The sequence below is a fragment of the Pseudomonas sp. F2 genome, from assembly GCF_057174385.1.
The window spans coordinates 827,511-849,068 of the sequence record NZ_CM169904.1 but is presented as its reverse complement, the minus strand read 5'-3'; the positions used below and the strand labels follow the sequence as shown (position 1 = coordinate 849,068).

Here is a 21,558-nt window from a genome sequence, read left to right as displayed (position 1 = left end):
ATGCGCACAGCTAGTCCATCCCGCTAACGCGGAATGAGGCTCAATGTGGGACAGAAATCAAACGCGGGGTGGTCGCCATACCCCGGACGGGGTCTGAACAGGCAGGGAATCGCTGATGAGGGAAAGCACTACGGGGCTGAACACTGTGACAGGCGGCTTGAAGATCGAGACTTGCAACATGCCGCCCGACTTGCACTCCTGGCCAGGCTTGCATGGTTTGCCATGCTCGACTGGGCTTTTCATGTCGTTGCAGCAGTCCATCCCCATGTCGTCCATCATCACCATGCCCATCGTCTTCATTGGGCACGGTTCTGTCGGTGCCTGAACGCCCGCCATCCCGCTGAGGGGAAGCGCCAGGCTGATCATGAAGATGAGGCAAAACCGCAGATAGCGTTTCATGGGCTGGAGTGTAGTCGCTGAAAGTTGCACATACAATTGGGGACGAATGGAATAAATGACCTGCCTGGGAACCTTACCCAGGCGATAACAACGTAGCTAAATTAAGCCAGCATTACAGGCGTTAAATCGAAGCCTACCTCTGCTTTGAAACTGCGTTGTGAATTTCAGCAATAGCCGACTGAGCGTCTGCTTTGGGCCGAAAGGAGCCACTTTCAAACGTCTGCTTTTGGCCGAAAGCTATCCTTCGTTGAGTTCAGCATTGACGCGGTAGCTGTCAAAAAGGTGACTCACTCAAGACAACGCCACTGAAAGACAGGCAAGAGAAGTGTCGCCTACCAACTCCCATATGGAATGCCGTACTTTTCAACATACCGCTTAGCCTTCTCACTTACCGGATAGGCATAACGACCACCGTTCTTCCATTGTTCCGGCCCCAGAGGCTCTATCTCCCCTTGACCGCGAGAAATCTCAACCGGATTTCGACATGAATCTCTAACCCATGTTTTGAGCACGCCGCCCGGAGCGAGCCCCACGTAAAGTGACGCCATAAAGCGAGCAGTTTTCTCCGGTGTTTCCGGGCAACGCTGGTGTGTTGACTTCACCATCAGTTGCCTGCCCTCTTCCGGAATTTCAATGAAGCCTTTGTAGGTTTTTTGCTCTGTTATGGATTGCCAGCGGACAAAGATCAATTTTGGAAGATCGGCGCCCGTCACAGGTCTCCCGCTCCCCGACACGGTTCCCCAACCACGAGCAGATTCCGTGCTGATATCGGGCTCTCCGCTGGCTGCAGTGCTCTTGCCAGCTCTAAGAAGACTCTGTTATTGATGTCTTGGACGGAGCTGTCCTCTACCCATACCTTCATGTAATTCGGCTGAACGAACACTAATTCCCACCATGGATATTTAGGGTCATTTTCGCCTGTTTCTGGGCCACTGCTTTGGCAGCCGGACAACAATAAAGCGCCCAGCAGTGCAATCGTTGCTTTCATTACAAATGATCCATTCAAGTAGTTGTCACGACTACCAACTTCCATATGGAATGCCGTACTTGTCGATATACCGCTTAGCCTTTTCACTCACAGGATAGGCGTACCGCCCTTCGTTCTTACCTTGACTCGGCCCCAGTGGCTCAATTTCCGCCTGTGCTCGCGCTACCTTGACTGGGTGATGACATGAGTCTCTTACCCAAACCTGCACGACACCACCGGGAGCCAAGCCGAGATAAACCGATGCCATGAATCTTGCTTGTCGATCGGGAGTTCGCGGGCAGCGCTGATTGACGGACGTCACCATCAACTGCCTGGCCTCTTCCGGAATATCTACCCATGCTTGCCAGGTTTTCTGTTCGACGATTGATTGCCAACGGACCCAGATTCGAACGGGCAGGTCTGCTCCTATCACCCTCCTCCCGCTGCCGCCCACTCCGCCTGCCCACCCCCGGGCTGACTCTGTGCCATCTTCAGGTTCTCCCCCAGCAGCGGTGCCGCCGCCGGTTTTGTAGAAAATCCTGCCGTTAATGTCTTGAACAGAGCTGTTTTCAACCCAGACCTTCATATAGTCCGGCTCAGTAAACGCCAGCTCCCACCATTCGGACTTCGGGTCATTTTTGGCTGAGAGTGGATCAGTTTCTTGGCACCCTGAGATCAGCAAAACGCAAAGTATCGTTATGAGTTGTTTCATTGGCTTAAGGATTACCAACTCCCGTACGGAATGCCGAATTTCTCGATATACCGCTTAGACTTTTCGCTGACGGGATACGCATAGCGCCCTTGATTTTTACCTTGACTAGGCCCCAACGGTTCGACCTCTGCTTGTGCTCTGGCGACTTTGACAGGATGGTGGCATGAGTCTCGAACCCAGACTTGCACGACACCACCGGGCGCCAGACCCAAGTAGAGAGACGCGTTATAGCGCCCCTCTTGTTCGGGTGTTTTGGCGCAGCGCTGATTGACGGACTCGAGCATGAGTTGTCTGGCTTCCTCTGGGATATCTACCCAGGCCTTGTACGTTTGGGGTTCAACAATTGATTGCCAACGGACATAGATCCGTTTGGGAAGATCCGCACCAACAACACTTTTTCCGGTGCTTCCCACGCCGTGCCAACCACGAGCAGAGTCGGTGCCGTCTTCCGGTTGGCCGCCTGATGCGGATCCTCCGCCAGTGTGCAAGAACGTCTCGCCCTTGATGTCTTCTACGGCGGTGTCCTCTACCCAAACCTTCATGTAATGAGGCTCGGTGAACGCAAGCTCCCACCATGGAGACTTCGGATCATTTTTTGTTGAAAGCGTATCGGCATGACAACCGGTCATGAGGACTGCACAGAGCAGGCTTGTTAGAAGTCTCATCAAAAAAGCGTCCAGTCGGGTACGTGGGGATGTTGTACGCGTATGCCGTCAGGGGTGGGGGCGTTGATGTACACCGCTCTCACACCGCTTCCATCTCTTCGGCCTAGTGGATGGTTCCAGTTTGCGGACGTGTGAATGTACTTGAGTTTGAGCATTCGCTCTTCTTCTGGCGTAGTTCTGTAGTCACCAGAGACAAATCGATCACACATAGCTTGAAGTTCTGACGGTAGCGCCAGATCAGGCGTATCTGAAATGTCGTTGAACCGAACGCCTTTGTCCTTCGCCATTTTATGCATCACGCGCAGATAGACTCGAGATAGCAAGCCACTGACCGGACGCTTGAGCTGTACGGCGGCATATACGTGTTTGACACGTGGGCTCATACGGTCTTGCGGACTGTTCGGCATCAGCAGCGCAGGTGGCGTGACGATTTTCAGCATCTCGGACGGCCAGCCGTCCGCGATCCACTGATTTTTTATTGTCACCGCATCGCGGTAAATCGAAGTGGTGAGAACATCGGTTTGGAGAGGGACTTCTAGTACCTGCATAGGGCTGACAAGCACACATTCCTGCGCTTCGTCGAGGTAACTACCTCCGATATCGGAGTGAACACCGGGCAAAGTGATCTCCGGATGAGCAGGCTTTACACGGCTGAGGGCAAAGTTGCCTCGGCATTCATCACGCGCAACCAAATGGACGACGTCGGTGAAAAAACGACGATCCAGGTAAAGCTTGATGCCTGTTGCAATGGGGCTTTTCACGTTGCCGAAATTGGACCAGCCAGCTATAGACGGAACTGTATCGAACAGCCCGATAAAGCCCATTCTGATATCGGCATTGTATTGATCAATAAAGGTCTTGCTGAACGCTTCAGGATTGCTACGTAGCACTTCACCTAAGGGACCTTGCTTGCCACGCACGACTTCATTGCAAAAGTGCCGGGCAGCAGCTGCACCACGGCTGAATCCAAATGTGTCGAAGGTCAGCGAAGTCACTTCGCTACCCGGGTTATCGTTCAAGAGTTCTTTGATACGTAATTTGATCGATGTAAACGAAGACTGAACCCTACTTGCAACTCCGGTCTCACCTCGCCCGGTGCCACCCCCAAAGGTACTATCTTGCTTACCCGCTTGGGTACCAATGCCCTCTACATAAATCATGCGGAAAGCTTGCTTTCGGAGCCCCTCACCTTCGGCTCCCTCTGGGGCGTCGTAAAGCTCACTCAGTTTTTTAATATTGGTAGGGCCAGCACCATAGCTGCTGTCCGGATCCCCCATATAGGGCTGACAGCTAGCAGGAATATCCTGCGGCGCAATCGGATGCTGCGCACCACACAGCAACCCTGCTGCTGTGTTGTTCGCATTGTTACCAGTACCATCAAAGAAAACCCCAATCCTCAACGCGATGCCGACTTTCTCAGGCTCGCGCGCAGGTTCTTTCCCATGCTTCTCATACTCCGCCCAACGCTGGGCATGAATATCGACGGGTTTGGCTTCTTCGTAGCGGTAGTTTTTCGGGGGGTTGGGAACGTAGCCACTCAATCCTTGATTCCTTGTTCTGATCCTTGAAGAACGGGCCGAAGGGTGACAGCCGAGGCTTGGGGGCGCAAGGCGTGGCTCTGTGCCAGCTCGCTTGAAATTGCTGGGTGCGACAAGGGTTTGGCTCGTCGCACCGGGGTGGTCAGTGGGCTATTTCGACGTTGTCGAGGGCCTGGTTTACGGCGAGTTCGCCGAGCATGACGACCTGGGCGATGCCCAGTGCGGTTTTGCGGTGGGAGGTGTCGAGTGTGGCGGCGAAGTTGTTGAGCATTTCGCTGGCGGAGCCGAGGGTTTCGCTGGCGTTGGCGAGCAGGGATTCGGTGTTGCACTTCGGGTTGGCGAGGTACATGGGTTCGGGGCTTTGGTGGCTGGCCATGATTTGGCTGGCCGGAGTGAGGTAGTGGTCGAGGGCGCGTTCGGCGGCTTCGTGGAGTTTTTTGGAATCGAGGGATTCGTAGGGGGATGCGAGGTCGGTTTCTGGTGGGTTGGGTGTTGGTTTGATCATGGTGAAACTCCTGATTGTTCATTAGGAGCTACCAGCATCACTTGCAGATGATGGGTGGCAGCTGTGCGCGGGTCTGCAAGACCGGGAAACCAGGAACCCGGCAGACCCGAAGGTCTCCCGCACAAAGCTGCCATTTTATGGACGCGAACGTGCGTCCATTTGGCATGGCTATGCGACTGGTTTTCCGGCGGGCTTGCAGACCCGATCACTGATGAGCAGTGACAGGAATCAAGTTACGGAGAGCGTGCCAGACGCACAAGCCGGCGGATTCTGGCGTACTCGTAGGCGATGGCGCAAGGCGTTGTAGGGCTTCGGTGGTAACGGCAGGCTTCACATAAACATCCCGATTGTTTCCTGTTTATCCGCCGATTAAACGGGCTACCGATCCAGCATCAACCCCGCAATGATCGGAATGCACTGTTCCGTCCAAAAAAGTCATTTCCGCACCTACCTCGCCATCGCCCGACTCGCTAGAGTGCAGCGCTCTTTTCAACGGGCTGACGTACTGATGAATCTGTGGTTTCGATTGCTCTGCATGCTTTTTCGCCGACCGTGGCGCAAGCCGGTCAATGCGCTGGACTCCACCGTGATCCGCATGCGCGTGTGGCCACTGGATCTCGATTTGAATCGGCATGTCACCAATGGTCGCTACTTCACCATGGCTGACGTCGGGCGCATGGATTTTGTGTTGCGCAGCGGCGCGTTTCGGGTGGCGTTGCGCGCTAAAGCGTTGCCGATTGTTGGCGATACCTGGGGCAAATTTCGGCGTGAGCTGAAGCTGTTTGAAGCGTTTGAAATTCACAGCCGGATGCTTGGCTGGGACGATAAATGGAGCTTCATGGAGCATCGTTTTGTGAGCAAGGGCCGGGTGATCGGCGTGGTGGTCATGCGTGGGCTGTTTCGTTCGGCGAAAGGCACGATGGCGCCGGGTGAGTTTGTCAGGGCGTTGGGGTTGCCTGAACAGTCGCCGGAGATGCCGGCGTGGCTGACGTCGTGGTCGGCGAGTTGTGATCTGATGAGCCGTCAGCTCAGGGGTGAGGAGGTTTGAGTCATCGGTTGCCTGGATGATCGTGTTTATGGATGCAGCACGGTGTCGTTTGGGCTGGCGTCTTCGCGAGCAAGCTCGCTCCCACAGGTTCGCGGTCAGGCTGGGGAACTCGTTTTGACTGGGCTGGCGTCTTCGCGAGCAGGCTCGCTCCCACAGGTTTCGGATCAGACTTGCGAAGGCGTTTGGCCGGGCTGGCGCCATCGCGGGCGAGCCCGGCTCCCACAGGGATTGGGGGATGGCTATTGTCGGTGGCGGGTCATGTTGATCAGGGCTGCGCGTCTGCCGCCAGGTGCCGGGCGCTCTTCGATGGAGAACGGCACGAAGCCGAGTTTCGGGTAGAGCAGCAACCCTGCGGTGTTTTCGTTGAAGCAGGACAGCTGCACTTCTCTGGCCTGATACTTTTCAAAGCCGACTGCAGTCATGGTTTCGACGATGTAGCGCGCGACGCCCTGGCCACGGGCGTAAGGCGCGACGATGACGTTGCCGATGCAGCAGACGCCGCCGTGTTCGGCACGGTAGAAATTGGCGAAACCGACGAACTCACCGTTGGCCAGAAACGCTGTGGAGTCGAAGCGTTGGCTGATCGCGGTGTGCATTTGTTCTTCCGTCAGCGGGTACTGCGCTTTCGGGAACATGAAGTACAACTCTTGAACGCCCTGCGGAAAGCCGCACAGGGTTTTGACGTCGTCGGCCGTCACTGGCCGGTGGGTAAAGTTCATGGCTGCCCTGCCCCTTATTGTCGGTGTTGCCAAGGTGATGCGCGCCCGGCGCGTTGGCATGCCATAGCGTGGACGCGAAGTACGATTGCGGCAACTTTCCCGTCCTGCCAGACGCCACAAAAACCTGTGGGAGCGAGCTTGCTCGCGAAGGCAGTGTGTCAGTCAGCGATGATGCCGGCTGACACGGCGCCTTCGCGAGCAAGCTCGCTCCCACAGGGATTGGGGGTTGAAGGAGGTCTGGGTTATTCGGTGCGACCCGGCAACATCCGCACCAGCGTGTTATCCCGCACCCAGTAGTGGTGAAACAGCCCCGCCGCCGCGTGCAAGCCGATCAGCCAGTAGCCGGCGCTGCCCAGCGTTTCATGCCAGTACTTGAGTTGTTTGGCGAAGTCCGGGTCGATGGCGACCGGTGCCGGGACATGGAAGCCGAAGTACGGGAACGGTTTGTCGGCGGCGGCGAGCATCAGCCAGGCGAGGATCGGTGTGGCGATCATCAGCACGTACAGCGCCAGGTGCATCAGGTGCGAGAGGCCGGTCTGCCACGCTGGCGGCTTAGGAGTGATCGGCGGGCGTGGCGTCAGGCGGCCGAGCAGGCGCACCCAGACGAGGATGAAGATGCTCGTGCCGAACAGGCCGTGGAAGCCCATCAGCAGGCCGCGCGCTTCGCTGCCCTTGGGCATGAAGCCCTTGATTTCGACACAGGCATAGACGCCGACGAACAGCGCCAGCATCAGCCAGTGCAACGTAATTGACAGTTTTCCATAACGGGTGACGGCGGTGTCGCGGGTCATAAGAAGCGCCTCGTGATTGTCGTGAGCGACGGTCGATTCGTTCGACAGTCTCGATCCGGTTGCAGGGCGAACCGACGGTGCCACCCTGCCCTTGCAGTCTTAAGACAATCTGAAGATTGCCCGTTGATTAACCTTTTTTCACCTTCAGACTTCGTTAAGAAATGCCTCCGATACTGCGCTCAAACCATTGAGGGAGGCGCTTTGCCCATGCCCGATTACCACTGGAACATTCCCCTGCCCCTGCGCTTCGGTCAAGCCGAAACGCCGCAGATGACGTTGACCGGCGCCTTGCCCGACGACGCGCTGCGAGAGACTTTCGAAGCCTTCATCCAGCAGCGTTTTCGCAAAGCCCACGGTGCCGACATTCGGCACTTTATGCCCGAGCTGTTCGGCATGCACAACGGCGACGGTGCGCTGTGTGCGGTGGCCGGGGTGCGCCGAGCGCATGTGGAACCGCTGTTCCTTGAGCGCTATCTGGATGAACCGATCGAACCCTTGATCAGTGCGGCGGCGGATCGTCCGGTTGAGCGTAGCGCCATCGTCGAAGTCGGCAACCTCGCTGCCAGCGACACCGGCAGCGCACGCTTGAGCATCATCGCCATCACCTATCTGTTGGCCATGGGCGGCCTGGAATGGGTGACCTTCACCGGCAACATCGGGCTGGTCAACAGCTTCCATCGGCTCGGTCTGAAGCCAGTGACATTATGCGCCGCCGACCCGGAACGCCTGGGTGACGAGCGTCAACACTGGGGCAGTTATTACGAAAGCAAGCCGTGGGTGCACGTCGGCAACATCCGCGCCGGCTTCATCCATTTGCGTAATAGCGGCCTGTTCACCCGATTGGGCCTGCCGACTTCGATTGAAGGAGCTTGCCATGTCGCTTGAACTGCAACGCTTCCAGGAAACCCTGCGCGAACATGCGCGGCGCAATGACAACAGCACCGCAATGTGGGGCGATACGCTGAAACTTGATTACGCCACGGTGTATGCCGAGGTGCTGTATCGCCAGGAGCGCCTGCGCGATGAACCGGCGCAAGTCGTCGCCCTGGCGCTGGATAACGGCGTCGACGCGATGCTGTGGGATCTGGCCGTGCTGTTCGAGGGCTTGACCTGCGTGACGCTGCCGCCGTTTTTCAGTCCTGCGCAACGGGCGCATTGTCTGGAACAGAGCCAGGCCGAACGGGTGATTGCCGAACCGGAGCTGGCGGCCGAGCTGCTCGCCGCCGGCTATGAACAGCGCGGCGAGTTCTGGTGCCGCACCTTCAGCGGCCCGAGCCGGATGCCGGCCGGCACCGCCAAACTGACCTTCACCTCCGGCACCACCGGCACACCGAAAGGCGTGTGCCTGAGCGCCGACAGCTTGCTGCGGGTGGCGCGGGAGCTGGATCACGCGAGCAAACCCACCGATCCACAGCATCATCTGGCGTTGCTGCCACTGGCGATTCTGCTGGAAAACCTCGGCTGCTACGCCGCGCTGTATGCCGGTGCGACGCTGAGCCTGCCAAGCCAGAAAACCCTGGGCATTCAGGGCGCCAGCGGCGTCGATGTACCGCACCTGTTGGGCTACCTGGCCGGTCGTGCGCCGGAGAGTCTGATTCTGGTGCCGCAACTGTTGCTGATGCTGGTCAGTGCTGCCGAACAGAAAGCCTTCGATCCGCAAAAACTGCGCTTCGCCGCCGTCGGCGGTGCCCGGGTCTCGGAGGATCTGCTGCACCGCGCGCAGCGTGTCGGCCTGCCGGTGTTCGAGGGCTACGGCTTGTCCGAATGCGCCTCGGTGGTGTGCCTCAATCGCCCCGGCGCACGGCGTCCGGGCAGCGTCGGTCAGCCGCTGCCGCACGTTCAAGTGCGCCTGGCCGAGGACGGCGAAGTGCTGATCAAGGGCTCGACCCTGCTCGGTTATCTGGGCGATGCGCCGTACGTCGATGAGTGGTGGCCCAGTGGCGATCTGGGTGAGTTCGACCCCGAAGGTTTCCTCTACCTCAAGGGTCGCAAGAAGCACCAGTTCGTCACCAGTTTCGGGCGCAACGTCAACCCGGAATGGGTCGAGTCGGAACTGACCCAGCGCCGCCATATTGCCCAGGCCTTCGTCTATGGCGAGGCCTTGCCGCGCAACCACGCCCTGCTCTGGCCGCACCGTGCCGATTGCAGCAACGCGGAGCTGGCCGCCGCAGTCGCCGAAGCCAACCAAGCCTTGCCCGATTACGCCCAGGTGCACCGCTGGACGCGCCTGGCGCAACCGTTCACCGCCGCCAATGGCTTGCTCACCGCCAACGGTCGGCCACGCCGCGAGGCGATTGCCGCGCTGTACCACGCCCAATTGACTGAATCCGCTGTTTCCGAGGAGTCCGCATCATGAGTTTTTTCGACACCCTGCAAGAAGCCACGCATCAGGAACGCCACGAGCTGTTCAATCTGCCGATCATTCTTGACGCCCTGCAAGGCAAGGTCAGCCTGGAAAGCTATCGGGCGTTTCTCGCGCAGGCGTACTACCACGTGCGTCACACCGTGCCGTTGATGATGGCTTGCGGTGCGCGCCTGCCGACACGCCTGGAATGGCTGCGCAAAGCGGTGGCCGAGTACATCGAAGACGAATACGGCCATGAACACTGGGTCCTCAACGACATCGCCGCGTGTGGCGGTGACCGCGATGCGGTCCGCGACGGCCAGCCCTCGCTGCCGATTGAGCTGATGGTGAGTTTTCTCTACGACCTGATCGCCCGGGGCAATCCGGTGGGTCTGTTCGGCATGGTCAATGTGCTCGAAGGCACCAGCATTGCGCTGGCCACGCATGCGGCGGGGAGCATTCGCGAGCGTCTGGCACTGCCGGACACCGCGTTCAGCTACCTCAGCTCGCACGGTTCGCTGGACATCGAGCACATGCAGACTTATCGCCGCTTGATGAATCAACTGGAAGATCCCGAAGACCAAGCGGCCGTGATTCACGCCTCGAAAGTCGTCTATCGCCTGTACACCGACATGTTCCGTGGCCTGCCGCGTGACGCGGAGACTCAACATGCAGCTGCGTGACGCGCGGGTGGTGTTGACCGGTGCCAGTGGCGGCATCGGCGTGGCGATTACAGAGGCCTTGTGCGCCGCCGGTGCCCAGGTACTGGCGGTGGCGCGGCATGAGCAGGCGTTGGCGCCGTTGCTTGAGCGCTATCCAAATTCGCTGTGCTGGGTCGCCGCCGACCTGACCTTCCTCAGTGACCGGCGCAAGGTGCTGGCCGCTGCCGAAGCGATCGGCGGCATCAACCTGCTGATCAACGCGGCCGGGGTCAATCACTTCGCCATGCTCGAACAGCTCGACGACAGCGACATCAACGCGATGCTCGCGGTAAACATCAGCGCGCCGATGTGCCTGACCAAATTGCTGCTGCCGCTGCTCAAACAGGCCGACAGCGCGATGGTGGTCAACGTCGGTTCCACTTACGGCTCGATCGGCTACCCGGGCTACGCCAGTTATTGCGCGACCAAGTTCGCCCTGCGCGGATTTTCCGAAGCGCTGCGCCGCGAACTGGCCGACACTCGGGTCAACGTGCTGTATGTCGCGCCCCGGGCCACGCGCACGTCGATGAACAGTGCGGCGGCGCAAGCCTTGAACGATGCCCTCAAGTCCAGCGTCGATGACCCGCAAACCGTCGCCTCGGCGGTGATCCACGCGATTGCCGGCGACCGCCGCGACTTGTACCTGGGCTGGCCGGAGCGCTTCTTCGTACGCCTCAACAACCTGCTGCCGCACCTGGTGGATCGAGGCTTGCGCAAGCAACTGCCGCTGATCCGCCGCCTCAGTGAAAAAACCGACAACGAGTCCCTGAAGCCATGAAAAAACTTAGCGCATGCCTGTTGTTCGCCGTCCTCAGCCAAAGCGTCTGGGCACTGGAACCGGCCGATCAGCAGCGTCTGAACGGCATCCAGCAGAGTTGGGCGCACATCCAGTATGAAGTGGCGGAAAAGCAACGCGCCGCCGCGTTCGAGCAGTTGTCGTCCGAAGCCACTGCCTTCACTGCACAGCGCCCGGCGGTGGCCGAAGCGTGGATCTGGAAAGGCATCGTCACCAGCAGTTGGGCCGGCGCTCAGGGCGGGCTCGGTGCCTTGGGCAAGGCCAAAGACGCCAAGGCCGATCTGGAAAAAGCCCTGACGCTCGACCCCAAGGCCCTGCAAGGTTCGGCCTATACCAGCCTGGCGGCGCTGTATGATCGCGTCCCGGGCTGGCCGATCGGTTTCGGCGACAGCGACAAGGCCGAGCAACTGCTCAAGCAAGCGCTGCAACTGAATCCGGATGGCATCGACAGTCTGTACTTCTGGGGCGATCACCTCTACCGTCAGAAGCGCTACGCTGAAGCCAAAGCTGCGCTGCTCAGAGCTCAGCAGGCTGCACCGCGCCCGGGCCGGGAAACCGCTGACGCCGGGCGTCGCAAAGAGATCGCTGCGCTGCTGGTGGACGTGAACAAGAAACTCGACTGACAGGAGTCCGCGTGCGTTTATTACTGATTGAGGATGACGTGGCCCTCGGTGAAGGCATTCATCAGGCCTTGGGCCGTGAGGGCTACACCGTCGACTGGTTGAAGGATGGCAGCAGCGCGTTGCATGCGCTGCTCAGTGAAACCTTTGACGTGGCGGTGCTCGATCTGGGCCTGCCGCGCATGGACGGCCTCGAAGTGCTGCGCCGCCTGCGCGACAGCGGTTCGAACCTGCCGGTGCTGATACTCACCGCCCGCGATGCCACCGAAGACCGCATCGCCGGGCTGGACGCCGGCGCTGACGACTATCTGGTCAAACCGTTCGACCTCGCCGAACTCAAGGCACGCCTGCGCGCTCTGTTGCGGCGCAGTGCGGGCCGCGCTCAAGCGCTGATCGAGCACGCCGGGATCAGCCTCAACCCCGGCACCCAGCAGGTCAGCTATCAGGGCCAACCCGTGGCGCTGACGCCCAAGGAATATCAGTTGCTGCATGAATTGCTCTCGCCGCCGGGCCGGGTGATGACCCGCGATCAACTGATCCAGCTGCTTTACGGCTGGAACGAGGAAGCGGAAAGCAACACCCTGGAAGTGCACATCCATCACCTGCGCAAAAAATTCTCCACCGACCTGATCCGCACCATTCGCGGTGTGGGGTATCTGGTGGAGGAGCGTCGATGACCTCGATTCGTCGCCGCACGCTGACGCTGATCATCGGGCTGTTGCTCGCGGGTCTTGCGGTGCTCAGCGTGTTCAACCTGCACGACAGCAACCATGAAATCGCCGAAGTCTACGACGCACAACTGGCGCAAAACGCTCGGCTGCTGCAGGGCGTGATGCGCATGCCGCTGGCGAGCCAGGAACACTCGCAGTTGTATCAGGCGTTCAATCAGGCGCTCGGCGAAGCCAAGCCGCGGGTCGACGGTCACCCTTACGAAAGCAAGATCGCCTTCCAGGTCTGGAACCCGAAAAACGAAGTCCTGGTGCACACCGCCAGTGCGCCGTCGTTCACCGCGCCGCCGACGCGACCGGGTTTCAGTGATGTGGTGGACTTGAACGGTCGCCACTGGCGCGCCTTCATGCTCGAAGACCCGCAAAACGGGCTGCGCATCTGGGTTGGCGAACGCGACGATGTGCGGGCCGATCTGGTCGACCGCATCGTACGCCATACGCTGTGGCCGAACGTGCTGGGCAGTCTGATCCTCGCGGCGATGGTCTGGCTGGCCATCGGCTGGGGCCTCAAGCCGCTGGCGAACATGGCCGCGACCCTGCGCGCCCGTCACAGCGGCTCTTTGGAACCGTTGCAACTGACGCCCCTGCCCAGCGAGCTGGAACCGATGCAGGCGGCGCTCAACCGCATGCTTGCGCAGATCCAGGAAGTGCTTGGCCGCGAACGGCGCTTCATCGCCGACGCCGCTCACGAGATGCGTACGCCGCTGGCGGTGCTGCGGGTGCATGCGCAAAACCTGCTGGAGGCCGGTACCGAACAGGAGCGCCGCGAGTCGTTGCAGTTCCTGATTTCCGGGGTTGATCGCGCCAGTCGCCTGGTCAATCAATTACTGACCATGGCGCGCCTGGAACCGAAATCCAACCCGCCGCCGCTGCAACGCATCGACGTCAGCGAAACCGTGCGCAACAGCCTGGTACAACTCACGCCGTGGCTGCTCAGCAAGCATCTCGAACTGGCCTTCGAAGACAGCGCACAAGCGTTGCACGTCATGGCCAGCACCGCCGCCATCGACATCGCCCTGAGCAACCTGATCACCAACGCCGCCAACTTCTCCCCGGAGAACGGGGTGATCACCGTCAAGCTGAGCGAGGCCGATGGCTGGTGCCTTTTGAGCGTCGAAGATCAGGGCCCGGGCATCGACGAAGCCGATCGGGCACGGTTGTTCGAACGCTTTTACAGTCGCGGCAACGCCAACGGTGCAGGCCTGGGGCTGACCATCGTCAACACCATCGCATTGCGCCTGGGCGGACGGATTACCCTGGTCAACCGGGCCGAGGGCGGCTTGTGCGCAACGTTGTCAGTGCCGATCAGCTCAGGCGTGTAGCAACGCAGCGGCGGATGAGACGACCAGCAGCACCGCCAGAATCCGGTTCAGCCACTGCAACTGCGCCGGATTACTCAGCCAACGCGCTGCACCGCGACCGAGCAACGCCCACAGCGCCAGACACGGCAACGACACCAGAAAGAACGCCAGGCACAACGCGTTCAAGCCCTGCCCTTGTGCGGTAAACACGCTGATCACGGCAATCGCCATCATCCACGACTTGGGGTTGACCCATTGCAACAGCGCGGCGCCGACCAGCCCCAGTTCGGGTTTCTCTTCGCCGGCGGCGGGGTCGATGGCGGTGGCCGGCGCGCTGAAGATCTGCCACGCCAGCCAGAGCATCCAGCCCATTCCCAGCGCACTGATCACCGGGCGCACGCCGGGCAGCATCAAAGTGCTGGCACCCGCACCCGCACCGGCCACCCACACCAGCGACGCAGCACCCGCTCCCGCGCCGAGGATGATCGGCAGGCACGGCCGCCAGCCACGTCGGGCACTGGTGCTGAGCACGATCAGATTGGTCGGCCCCGGAGTAACCGAGGCCACGAAGGCAAAGAGAATGAACGCAAGCATGGCACGGCCCTGTAGAAAGTCAGGGCCTACTCTGACGGCTGCGCAGGGCTACGGTCTTGAACGTTTGTTCAGCGCCGAGAGGTGCCGATGGCGCGTTGCTGATAGGCGCCCGGCGTGATGCCGTAAGCGCGTACGAACCAGCGGCCCAGATGGCTTTGGTCGGCGAACCCGAGGCGACTGGCGACGTCCACAGGCTGTATGCCGGCGGCGAGCATCTGCCGGCCGCGGCTGAGGCGCAACTGGATCAGCCACGCGTGCGGCGCGAGCCCATAGGCTGCCTTGAAGGCGCGGGTCAGGCGAAAGCGGTCGGTGCCGCAGACCTCGGCCAGGGTTTGCAGGCTGATGTCCTGTTCGTGAAAGGCCACCAGATAATCGCGTGCCTGACGGGCGATCAAGGGCGCGCGGTTGGCAGCGGTCGGTTGCGGTCGGCGATACAGATGAATCGCCAATCGTTCGAGCAAGGCGTCCAGCGCCACCTCGCGCACCATGCGCACGTCCTGTTGATGCAACGCATTGAACGCAAACAAGGTGGCGCGGGCCAGCTCGGGATCATCGTTGAGCACACTGCCGATGCCCGGCAAGCCGCTGCCATAACTGCCCAGATGCAAACCGTCCAGCGCCTGTTCCAGCCATGCCGGTTGCAGGTACAGCATGCGATAAGTGAAGCCGTCCGGGCTCGGCGCATCGCCGTCATGAATGTCCCCGGGTTCGAGCATGAAGACTTTGCCCGGGGTACTGTCGTGCCGCGCCCGACGACTGTTGAAGCGCTGCACGCCTTGCTCGGTGAAACCGATCAGGTAGGTCTCATGCCAGTGCGGATCGTAGGCGTGCGCATGCCCGGCGAAATGCGCGTGCAGGGTTTCGATGCCGGTTTCCCGGTCGTGGGCAAGGTCGATCCAGTTACTCATGGCTTGAATACGCTAATGGGCTGGCGCCAGTAATCCACAAATGCCCCGGAACGGCTAGAACGTTTGTGCACTGCCCGACCGATGAAGGCGTGTCGCGGCGCTTCAGATCGAGCGCTGATTGACCCGGGCCATCAGTTGCTCGGCGCTTTCCTTGCGTTCGGAATAGCGATCCACCAGAAAATCCTGGCGCTCGCGCAGCAGCACGGTGAACTTCACCAGTTCCTCCATCACATCGACCACGCGATCATAGAACGGCGAAGGTTTCATCCGCCCCGCCTCGTCGAATTCGGTAAAAGCCTTGGGCACCGAAGACTGATTGGGGATGGTGAACATACGCATCCAGCGCCCCAGCACACGCAGCTGATTGACCACGTTGAACGACTGCGAACCGCCGCAGACCTGCATCACCGCGAGGGTTTTGCCCTGGGTCGGACGCACCGCGCCAAGCTCCAGCGGGATCCAGTCGATCTGCGCCTTGAACACCGCCGACATCGCGCCGTGGCGTTCCGGCGAACACCACACCTGGCCTTCCGACCAGAGCACCAGTTCGCGCAGTTCCTGCACTTTGGGATGATCGACCGGAGCATCGTCCGGCAACGGCAAACCGGACGGATTGAAGATGCGCGTTTCAGCACCGAAGTGCTCCAGCAAGCGTGCGGCCTCCTCCACCAGCAGACGGCTGAAGGAGCGTTCGCGGGTCGAGCCGTAGAGCAGCAGGATGCGCGGTTTGTGTTCGTGCGAAGGTGGCGTGTTGCGGCCTTCGAACAGCGTGTGATCAAGATTGGGCAGGTGCTTTGACATATGTCCTCCGGCTCAAAGGGAACCGATGCGATCCAGTTCACGCTGAAGCTCAACGCGGCTGAGTGTTTGGAAAGGAAGACCGAGGAAGGTTTTGCAGCGGCGCTCGATGATCGCCAGCGTGGCACGAAACGCCGCATCCACGGCCGCCTCATCACCGGTCACCTCGGAGGGATCCTCCAGCCCCCAATGGCATTTGATTGCCGGGCCGAAGAACACCGGGCAGGTTTCGCCGGCCGCCTTGTCGCAAACGGTGATGACGATGTCCGGCGGGTTGTCGGCAAACGCGTCGTTGCCCTTGCTGTACAAACCATCGATAGCGATACCGGCCTGTTGCAGCGTCGTCAGGCTGCGCGGCAGCACCTGGCCCTTGGGAAAACTGCCGGCACTCACCGCCTCGAAGCCCTCCCGCGCCAGATGATTGAACATGGCTTCGGAAAGGATGCTGCGGCAACTGTTGGCCGTGCACATGAACAGGACACGCATGGGTAGCTCCCGGGGATAGTTGAAGTTCAGCAGCACGCAGTTTCGCGGGCAGGACGGCCATCCATGTTGTGCAGGCGACAGGCGTTGTCCTTGAGCCAATCGGTGTTGGCCTTGGCCGTGACGTTGAGGACCTGCCGGACCCAGTCCGGCAGGTCCGGGTTGAGCCGGTAATAGACCCATTGGCCCTGACGCCGATCAAGCAACAACCCATTGCTGCGCAATTGCGCGAGATGGCGGCTGATTTTCGGCTGGCTGTCGTCGAGGGCGCACATCAGCTCGCAGACACACAGCTCACCCTGCTCGGCAATCAGCAAGGTGGCGCGCACGCGGGTTTCGTCGGCCAGGCTTTTGAACAGTTCGGTGGGGGTGAGCATGGGGCGGACTCGAACATATGGAAAACCGAATATACGGATATCCATATATTATTCAACCGCGAATTTCAGCAACAACGATGAGCCCTGCGAGAGAGTGCGTGGACGCAGAAAGCAAAAAGCCGCTTTCACCGTGAAGTGAAAGCGGCTGAGGCAAAGGCCTCAATAGAGCAACAGGATCAGTGCACGAACAGAGCGATCAGGATAATGATCGGGATTGGCACACCGAGGAAAAACAGTAATAGAGAGCGCATGGTGATTCTCCTTGTTAACGGACTGGCGGCAGCGTGGTGGTGGCGGTGTAAGTCTCGACTTCAACGTACTCGACTGCATCCCGACGACGGCCGCCGAAGGTGGCTGCCAGGCTGGCGAAGAACGCACCGGCCAACAGCGCAATGAACATCCACAGCGACGTCCAGGCAGCAACCTTGGCAGCGGTGTCAGCCGCCTGTTGGGCTTTGACCTTGGCATCGGCTATGGCTTTTTGAGTGCGCGCATAAACCTCGTCGACCCGCTTCTCGGCGTCGGCCTGACTCAGGTTGGTCCGCTGTGCGACCAGTTGCGCGAGGTAGGTGCGGTCTTCAGGGCTGAGTTGGCCGTTAGCCAAGCTCTGGGCGAAGATCCGGGTCACCGCACCATGCGCGGCGTCATCGCTGACGGACGCAGGACGGTCATCGCGAAACAGGCTGTCGACAAAGTAACCGTATTGATCGCTGCTGGTGTTTGCTGCAGCGGTACCGGCCGCCTGAGTCGCGGCAGCAGCTGCGCCACCGGCGACACTGGCACCGGCCTGCACGCCGCCGCTGATGACACTGCTCACCGAGCCGACGACCAGCACAGCGGTGACCAGCGTCGCCACACACCAGGCGAGGAAGCCATGGGCGGTATCACGGAAATACACTTCATCTCCGTGCATGTTGGCCCACTTAACCCGCAGGCGGCCGGCGATATAGCCACCCAGGCCGGAGGCAATAATCTGCGTCGCCGCCAGCCAGACAATCGTGGAAATCCCCAGGCTCTTGGCGCTGACGCCCTCCCCGGCCCAAGGTGAAACGGCAGAGAATCCCAGACCGAAGCCAAGCAGCACCAGAATCATCGACAGTGCTGCAGCCGCCGCCGCGCCCGCGAAGATCGCGCCCCAGGACACGCCTGACACGTTGCTCGACTCTCCTTCGAAGGCCGGATAAAACCCATCAGAGGATCTATTCATTGTTGTAGTGCTCCAGGCATGAAAAATGGTGTTACAACTCGTCAGCAGATGAATTGCAGCGACCGTGCCAGTCGACAACTTTAAATAAACCTTTATTTTTCAACGACTTAAAAAGACTGAACTTCTCTGTTCATTGCAATTTGCAACAATGCACGCAAAGCGGCGGGTTTTCTGCATTGACGGCAAAACAGCCGGGCACCCGAATCTGCGTTTGTGACAGGCTATACATGAAAGTTAATTTAAAGCGCGACGGAAAATACTTGGCAAAATGCTGCCATCCCGTTTGAACCGATCAAGGCCTGCTCTATGACTCGTATTTTGACCATCGAAGACGACGCCGTGACTGCCCGTGAAATCGTTGCCGAACTCAGCAGCCACGGCCTGGAAGTGGATTGGGTCGACAATGGCCGCGAAGGTCTGGACCGTGCGGTCAGTGGTAACTACGACCTGATTACCCTCGACCGCATGCTGCCGGAACTCGATGGCCTGGCCATCGTCACCACCCTGCGTACCATGGGCGTGGCCACGCCGATTCTGATGATCAGCGCGCTCTCCGATGTCGACGAGCGTGTGCGCGGCTTGCGGGCTGGCGGCGATGATTACCTGACCAAGCCGTTCGCCACCGACGAAATGGCCGCGCGCGTGGAAGTGCTGCTGCGCCGCCAGAACAGTGTCGCCACCCAGGCCACCACATTGCAGGTGGCCGACCTCGAACTGGATCTGATCAGCCACGAAGCACGCCGCGCCGATCAGGTGCTGACGCTGCTGCCGACCGAATACAAGTTGCTGGAATTCCTCATGCGCAACAGCGGCCAGATCCTGTCGCGGATGATGATTTTCGAAGAAGTCTGGGGTTATCACTTCGACCCGGGCACCAACCTGATCGACGTGCACATCGGTCGTCTGCGCAAGAAGATCGACGCGGCGGGCAATGTTCCGCTGATTCGCACGGTACGGGGCTCGGGTTATGTCATTGCCGAACCCGTCTGACGGCTGGCGCTCCTCCAGCAGCCGTCTGCTGGCGCTGTACAGTTCGCTGTTCGTGGCCTGGAGCGCGATCCTTATGGGGGTCATGTACTTCGAAGTCTCCAGCTACCTCGATAACCTTGCCAAGCATTCGCTGATGCAACGTCAGCATCTGTTTTCGCACTTTCGCGGTGAACAACTGGAAGAAGCGCTCGCCGCCAGCATGACCTTCGACATCCGCGGCATCGACGCCTACGGCCTGTTCGACGCCCAGGGCGTGTACCTCGGAGGTGCCTTGCAGCAACTGCCCGAAGGCCTGCCGCTGGACGGCAAGATTCATACGCTGGATGACTGCGCCGATTCCGATGACCCGACCCTGCCCGCCGACAGCTGCGACGCGGTGGCGACCCAGACCCGCGATGGCCGCTGGCTGGTGTTGCTGCGCGATAACGGTTCGTTGTTCGCCGTGACACGGATCATTCTGCATGCCTTGTTCTGGGGTGTGTCACTGACGATCCTGCCGGGGATTGCCGGCTGGCATTTGTTGCGCCGTCGGCCGCTGCGGCGCATCCGCGCGATTCAGGACAGCGCCCAGGCCATTGTCGCCGGCGACCTGACTCACCGTTTGCCGCTGTCCAACCGCCGCGACGAATTGGACATGCTCGCCGCCATCGTCAACGCCATGCTCGATCGCATCGAACGGCTGATGCACGAAGTCAAAGGCGTGTGCGACAACATCGCCCATGACTTGCGCACGCCACTGACGCGCCTGCGCGCGCAGTTGTATCGCATGCAGCAACAGGCCGGCGAAGGTTCGCCCGCAGCGGCGCAACTGGATCTGGTGCTGGCTGAGGCCGATACGTTGATGGCGCGGTTTCGCGGCTTGCTGCGGATTTCCGAACTGGAAGATCGTCAACGGCGCTCAGGATTTGTCGAGCTCGATCCAGTGCAGTTGCTGGAAGAACTGCATGAGTTTTACCTGCCACTGGCCGAAGAAGGCGAACTGCTGTTCGTGCTGAACATGCCGGAAACCCTGCCGCCCCTCAATGGCGACCGCGCGTTGTTGTTCGAGGCGCTGGCCAATCTGTTGAGCAACTCGATCAAGTTCACCCCGGCGGGCGGCACGGTGATGTTGCGTGGCGTGAATGACGGCGGGCATACGCGGATCGAAGTCCACGATTCCGGACCGGGGATTCCCGAAGCCGAGCGTGAGGCGGTGTTCCAGCGTTTCTATCGGGCCGAAGGCGGGCAACCGCAGAGCGGCTTTGGCCTGGGCCTGTCGATTGTCGCGGCGATTGTCAGCCTGCATGGCTTCAATCTTGAGGTGGGCAGCAGTGAACTGGGGGGCGCGAAGCTGGTGCTGGATTGCCGGCAGAGTTTGATCGCCAACTCCTGATGTCACAGGGTTCCCCTGTGGGAGCGAGCTTGCTCGCGAATGCGGTGTAACCGTCAATGAAGATGTTGACTGATCCGACGCCTTCGCGAGCAAGCTCGCTCCCACAGTTTTTGCGTTTTGTCTGTCAAGCCGGGTAATTGGCCCGCAGCGCCTCAAGGCCACCCTGATAGAGGCCGTTGAACTCAGATCGCCATACTGTCGACTACACCGCCATCCACGCGCAATGCCGCGCCCGTGGTGGCGGAGGAAAACGGCGAGGCAATGTACGTGACCAGATGCGCCACCTCGGCAACGTCAGCCACCCGCTGGATGATCGAGGTCGGCCGCGCCCGGCGGACGAAAGCGTCGGCTTCATCGCGCAGGTTGCGACCGGACTCGGCCGCAGCGTCCTTGAGCATGTGCTCCACGCCGCCGGTAAAGGTCGGCCCCGGCAGGATCGCATTGACCGTCACGCCTGTGCCGGCCAGACGCTTGGCCAAGCCATGGGACACCGCGAGGTTGGCGCTTTTGGTTACGCCATAATTGAGCATGTCGGCCGGGGTGGCCACACCGGATTCCGAAGACAGGAAAATGATCCGCCCCCAACCCTGCTCGACCATCGCCGGCGCGTAATGGCGCGCCAGGCGCACGCCGGAAATCACGTTGACCTCATAGAAGCGCGTCCACTCGCTGTCCGGGGTGTCGAAGAAATCCACGGCGTCGAAGATCCCCAGGTTGTTCACCAGAATGTCTGTACGCGGTTCAGCGGCGAAGAGTTTTTCCGCGCCTTCGGCGGTGCCCAGATCCGCCGTCAGACCCCGCAATTGCGCACCCGGCACCTGCTGCCGAATGCTCGCCAGCGCTTGCTCGACCTTGGCCGCTTCACGCCCGATGACCACCACCGTGGCGCCGGCTTCGGCCAGCGACTGACTGATGCCCAGACCAATGCCACCCGTGCTGCCGCTGACGATGGCCAGTTTTCCACTCAAGTCGATTTTCATGGGTTCACCTCTTCG

General features: G+C 60.3%; 24 protein-coding genes and 1 pseudogene. 10 read left to right on the top strand and 15 right to left on the bottom strand.

Going from position 1 to position 21,558, the window contains the following annotated elements; all coding sequences use genetic code 11:
• Positions 1-57: 57 nt before the first annotated feature.
• The 6 genes and pseudogenes from AC193Q_RS03695 to AC193Q_RS03670 form a co-directional block, all read right to left on the bottom strand.
• Complete coding sequence (locus AC193Q_RS03695; RefSeq protein ID WP_483879144.1) at positions 58-399, bottom strand: hypothetical protein; 342 nt, start codon at positions 397-399, stop codon at positions 58-60.
• Between the two features lie 332 nt (positions 400-731).
• Positions 732-1,387, bottom strand: a pseudogene (locus AC193Q_RS03690) (DUF2931 family protein).
• Positions 1,388-1,418: 31 nt separating this feature from the next.
• The gene (locus AC193Q_RS03685; protein ID WP_121184884.1) at positions 1,419-2,078 is read right to left on the bottom strand and encodes a DUF2931 family protein; all 660 of its coding nucleotides are present in this window, start codon (positions 2,076-2,078) and stop codon (positions 1,419-1,421) included.
• An 11-nt stretch (positions 2,079-2,089) separates the two neighbouring features.
• Entirely contained in the window at positions 2,090-2,743 is a 654-nt protein-coding gene (locus AC193Q_RS03680) for a DUF2931 family protein (protein WP_483879143.1), read from the bottom strand.
• Positions 2,743-4,284, bottom strand: a complete 1,542-nt coding sequence (locus AC193Q_RS03675) for a T6SS phospholipase effector Tle1-like catalytic domain-containing protein (protein WP_483879142.1) — start codon at positions 4,282-4,284, stop codon at positions 2,743-2,745. Before AC193Q_RS03675 ends, AC193Q_RS03680 begins: the two co-directional genes overlap by 1 nt.
• A gap of 139 nt (positions 4,285-4,423) precedes the next feature.
• Positions 4,424-4,786, bottom strand: coding sequence for a DUF6124 family protein (locus AC193Q_RS03670; protein ID WP_315438622.1), 363 nt, complete (start codon positions 4,784-4,786; stop codon positions 4,424-4,426).
• Positions 4,787-5,294: 508 nt separating this feature from the next.
• Here AC193Q_RS03670 and AC193Q_RS03665 point away from each other — a divergent pair.
• Positions 5,295-5,834, top strand: a complete 540-nt coding sequence (locus AC193Q_RS03665; RefSeq protein ID WP_483879141.1) for a thioesterase family protein — start codon at positions 5,295-5,297, stop codon at positions 5,832-5,834.
• 239 nt (positions 5,835-6,073) lie between these two features.
• On the opposite strand, the gene AC193Q_RS03660 is transcribed toward AC193Q_RS03665, so the two are convergent.
• Together AC193Q_RS03660 and AC193Q_RS03655 are read right to left on the bottom strand one after the other, a co-directional pair.
• The gene (locus AC193Q_RS03660) at positions 6,074-6,553 is read right to left on the bottom strand and encodes a GNAT family N-acetyltransferase (RefSeq protein ID WP_483879140.1); all 480 of its coding nucleotides are present in this window, start codon (positions 6,551-6,553) and stop codon (positions 6,074-6,076) included.
• 242 nt (positions 6,554-6,795) lie between these two features.
• The gene (locus AC193Q_RS03655) at positions 6,796-7,344 is read right to left on the bottom strand and encodes a cytochrome b (protein WP_047295007.1); all 549 of its coding nucleotides are present in this window, start codon (positions 7,342-7,344) and stop codon (positions 6,796-6,798) included.
• Positions 7,345-7,551: 207 nt separating this feature from the next.
• Between AC193Q_RS03655 and AC193Q_RS03650 the strand changes: the two genes are divergently transcribed.
• Genes AC193Q_RS03650 through AC193Q_RS03620 form a run of 7 tightly spaced genes read left to right on the top strand, consistent with a single transcriptional unit; the run spans position 7,552 to position 13,855 of the window.
• On the top strand, positions 7,552-8,229 hold the full coding sequence (locus tag AC193Q_RS03650) for a thermostable hemolysin (protein ID WP_483879139.1): 678 nt from the start codon (positions 7,552-7,554) through the stop codon (positions 8,227-8,229).
• Positions 8,219-9,700 (top strand): AMP-binding protein, encoded by a 1,482-nt coding sequence (locus AC193Q_RS03645; protein WP_483879138.1) that lies wholly within the window; start codon positions 8,219-8,221, stop codon positions 9,698-9,700. The genes AC193Q_RS03650 and AC193Q_RS03645 overlap by 11 nt, the downstream gene beginning before the upstream one ends.
• Positions 9,697-10,371: an iron-containing redox enzyme family protein gene (locus AC193Q_RS03640; RefSeq protein WP_047295011.1), complete on the top strand. Its 675-nt coding sequence runs from the start codon at positions 9,697-9,699 to the stop codon at positions 10,369-10,371. The genes AC193Q_RS03645 and AC193Q_RS03640 overlap by 4 nt, the downstream gene beginning before the upstream one ends.
• The gene (locus AC193Q_RS03635) at positions 10,358-11,167 is read left to right on the top strand and encodes an SDR family oxidoreductase (protein ID WP_095666900.1); all 810 of its coding nucleotides are present in this window, start codon (positions 10,358-10,360) and stop codon (positions 11,165-11,167) included. Before AC193Q_RS03640 ends, AC193Q_RS03635 begins: the two co-directional genes overlap by 14 nt.
• The gene (locus AC193Q_RS03630) at positions 11,164-11,808 is read left to right on the top strand and encodes a tetratricopeptide repeat protein (protein WP_483879137.1); all 645 of its coding nucleotides are present in this window, start codon (positions 11,164-11,166) and stop codon (positions 11,806-11,808) included. Before AC193Q_RS03635 ends, AC193Q_RS03630 begins: the two co-directional genes overlap by 4 nt.
• 11 nt (positions 11,809-11,819) lie before the next feature.
• A complete protein-coding gene (locus tag AC193Q_RS03625; RefSeq protein ID WP_047295015.1) occupies positions 11,820-12,482 on the top strand; it encodes a response regulator in 663 nt (220 codons plus the stop codon).
• Positions 12,479-13,855 carry an ATP-binding protein gene (locus AC193Q_RS03620; RefSeq protein ID WP_483879136.1) on the top strand — a complete coding sequence of 459 codons (1,377 nt, stop codon included), beginning with the start codon at positions 12,479-12,481 and terminating at the stop codon, positions 13,853-13,855. The genes AC193Q_RS03625 and AC193Q_RS03620 overlap by 4 nt, the downstream gene beginning before the upstream one ends.
• Here AC193Q_RS03620 and AC193Q_RS03615 read toward each other — a convergent pair.
• The 6 genes from AC193Q_RS03615 to AC193Q_RS03590 form a co-directional block, all read right to left on the bottom strand.
• Positions 13,844-14,428: a LysE family translocator gene (locus tag AC193Q_RS03615; RefSeq protein ID WP_095666903.1), complete on the bottom strand. Its 585-nt coding sequence runs from the start codon at positions 14,426-14,428 to the stop codon at positions 13,844-13,846. The genes AC193Q_RS03620 and AC193Q_RS03615 overlap by 12 nt on opposite strands.
• A 68-nt stretch (positions 14,429-14,496) precedes the next feature.
• Positions 14,497-15,336 carry a helix-turn-helix domain-containing protein gene (locus tag AC193Q_RS03610; RefSeq protein ID WP_095666904.1) on the bottom strand — a complete coding sequence of 280 codons (840 nt, stop codon included), beginning with the start codon at positions 15,334-15,336 and terminating at the stop codon, positions 14,497-14,499.
• Between the two features lie 102 nt (positions 15,337-15,438).
• Positions 15,439-16,137 (bottom strand): arsenical resistance protein ArsH, encoded by a 699-nt coding sequence (gene arsH, locus AC193Q_RS03605; RefSeq protein WP_047295022.1) that lies wholly within the window; start codon positions 16,135-16,137, stop codon positions 15,439-15,441.
• A gap of 12 nt (positions 16,138-16,149) precedes the next feature.
• Positions 16,150-16,620: an arsenate reductase ArsC gene (locus tag AC193Q_RS03600; protein ID WP_121184858.1), complete on the bottom strand. Its 471-nt coding sequence runs from the start codon at positions 16,618-16,620 to the stop codon at positions 16,150-16,152.
• Between the two features lie 26 nt (positions 16,621-16,646).
• A complete protein-coding gene (locus AC193Q_RS03595) occupies positions 16,647-16,994 on the bottom strand; it encodes a metalloregulator ArsR/SmtB family transcription factor (RefSeq protein ID WP_041062977.1) in 348 nt (115 codons plus the stop codon).
• A gap of 265 nt (positions 16,995-17,259) precedes the next feature.
• Positions 17,260-18,201: a hypothetical protein gene (locus AC193Q_RS03590; protein ID WP_108182368.1), complete on the bottom strand. Its 942-nt coding sequence runs from the start codon at positions 18,199-18,201 to the stop codon at positions 17,260-17,262.
• Between the two features lie 306 nt (positions 18,202-18,507).
• Between AC193Q_RS03590 and AC193Q_RS03585 the strand changes: the two genes are divergently transcribed.
• Together AC193Q_RS03585 and AC193Q_RS03580 are read left to right on the top strand one after the other, a co-directional pair.
• Positions 18,508-19,191 carry a response regulator transcription factor gene (locus AC193Q_RS03585; RefSeq protein ID WP_121184856.1) on the top strand — a complete coding sequence of 228 codons (684 nt, stop codon included), beginning with the start codon at positions 18,508-18,510 and terminating at the stop codon, positions 19,189-19,191.
• The gene (locus AC193Q_RS03580) at positions 19,169-20,563 is read left to right on the top strand and encodes a sensor histidine kinase (RefSeq protein WP_121184854.1); all 1,395 of its coding nucleotides are present in this window, start codon (positions 19,169-19,171) and stop codon (positions 20,561-20,563) included. The genes AC193Q_RS03585 and AC193Q_RS03580 overlap by 23 nt, the downstream gene beginning before the upstream one ends.
• Positions 20,564-20,745: 182 nt before the next feature.
• Here AC193Q_RS03580 and AC193Q_RS03575 read toward each other — a convergent pair whose 3' ends face one another.
• The gene (locus AC193Q_RS03575) at positions 20,746-21,543 is read right to left on the bottom strand and encodes an SDR family NAD(P)-dependent oxidoreductase (protein ID WP_047295032.1); all 798 of its coding nucleotides are present in this window, start codon (positions 21,541-21,543) and stop codon (positions 20,746-20,748) included.
• Between the last annotated feature and the right edge of the window lie 15 nt (positions 21,544-21,558).

Bases quoted from the DNA above. Each gene is read 5' to 3' on its own strand.
- AC193Q_RS03695 (WP_483879144.1), bottom strand. From the start codon at position 399: ATGAAACGCTATCTGCGGTTTTGCCTCATCTTCATGATCAGCCTGGCG.
- AC193Q_RS03685 (WP_121184884.1), bottom strand. From the start codon at position 2,078: ATGAAACAACTCATAACGATACTTTGCGTTTTGCTGATCTCAGGGTGC.
- AC193Q_RS03680 (WP_483879143.1), bottom strand. From the start codon at position 2,743: ATGAGACTTCTAACAAGCCTGCTCTGTGCAGTCCTCATGACCGGTTGT.
- AC193Q_RS03670 (WP_315438622.1), bottom strand. From the start codon at position 4,786: ATGATCAAACCAACACCCAACCCACCAGAAACCGACCTCGCATCCCCC.
- AC193Q_RS03665 (WP_483879141.1), top strand. From the start codon at position 5,295: ATGAATCTGTGGTTTCGATTGCTCTGCATGCTTTTTCGCCGACCGTGG.
- AC193Q_RS03660 (WP_483879140.1), bottom strand. From the start codon at position 6,553: ATGAACTTTACCCACCGGCCAGTGACGGCCGACGACGTCAAAACCCTG.
- AC193Q_RS03655 (WP_047295007.1), bottom strand. From the start codon at position 7,344: ATGACCCGCGACACCGCCGTCACCCGTTATGGAAAACTGTCAATTACG.
- AC193Q_RS03650 (WP_483879139.1), top strand. From the start codon at position 7,552: ATGCCCGATTACCACTGGAACATTCCCCTGCCCCTGCGCTTCGGTCAA.
- AC193Q_RS03645 (WP_483879138.1), top strand. From the start codon at position 8,219: ATGTCGCTTGAACTGCAACGCTTCCAGGAAACCCTGCGCGAACATGCG.
- AC193Q_RS03640 (WP_047295011.1), top strand. From the start codon at position 9,697: ATGAGTTTTTTCGACACCCTGCAAGAAGCCACGCATCAGGAACGCCAC.
- AC193Q_RS03635 (WP_095666900.1), top strand. From the start codon at position 10,358: ATGCAGCTGCGTGACGCGCGGGTGGTGTTGACCGGTGCCAGTGGCGGC.
- AC193Q_RS03630 (WP_483879137.1), top strand. From the start codon at position 11,164: ATGAAAAAACTTAGCGCATGCCTGTTGTTCGCCGTCCTCAGCCAAAGC.
- AC193Q_RS03620 (WP_483879136.1), top strand. From the start codon at position 12,479: ATGACCTCGATTCGTCGCCGCACGCTGACGCTGATCATCGGGCTGTTG.
- AC193Q_RS03615 (WP_095666903.1), bottom strand. From the start codon at position 14,428: ATGCTTGCGTTCATTCTCTTTGCCTTCGTGGCCTCGGTTACTCCGGGG.
- AC193Q_RS03610 (WP_095666904.1), bottom strand. From the start codon at position 15,336: ATGAGTAACTGGATCGACCTTGCCCACGACCGGGAAACCGGCATCGAA.
- arsH (WP_047295022.1), bottom strand. From the start codon at position 16,137: ATGTCAAAGCACCTGCCCAATCTTGATCACACGCTGTTCGAAGGCCGC.
- AC193Q_RS03600 (WP_121184858.1), bottom strand. From the start codon at position 16,620: ATGCGTGTCCTGTTCATGTGCACGGCCAACAGTTGCCGCAGCATCCTT.
- AC193Q_RS03595 (WP_041062977.1), bottom strand. From the start codon at position 16,994: ATGCTCACCCCCACCGAACTGTTCAAAAGCCTGGCCGACGAAACCCGC.
- AC193Q_RS03590 (WP_108182368.1), bottom strand. From the start codon at position 18,201: ATGAATAGATCCTCTGATGGGTTTTATCCGGCCTTCGAAGGAGAGTCG.
- AC193Q_RS03585 (WP_121184856.1), top strand. From the start codon at position 18,508: ATGACTCGTATTTTGACCATCGAAGACGACGCCGTGACTGCCCGTGAA.
- AC193Q_RS03580 (WP_121184854.1), top strand. From the start codon at position 19,169: ATGTCATTGCCGAACCCGTCTGACGGCTGGCGCTCCTCCAGCAGCCGT.
- AC193Q_RS03575 (WP_047295032.1), bottom strand. From the start codon at position 21,543: ATGAAAATCGACTTGAGTGGAAAACTGGCCATCGTCAGCGGCAGCACG.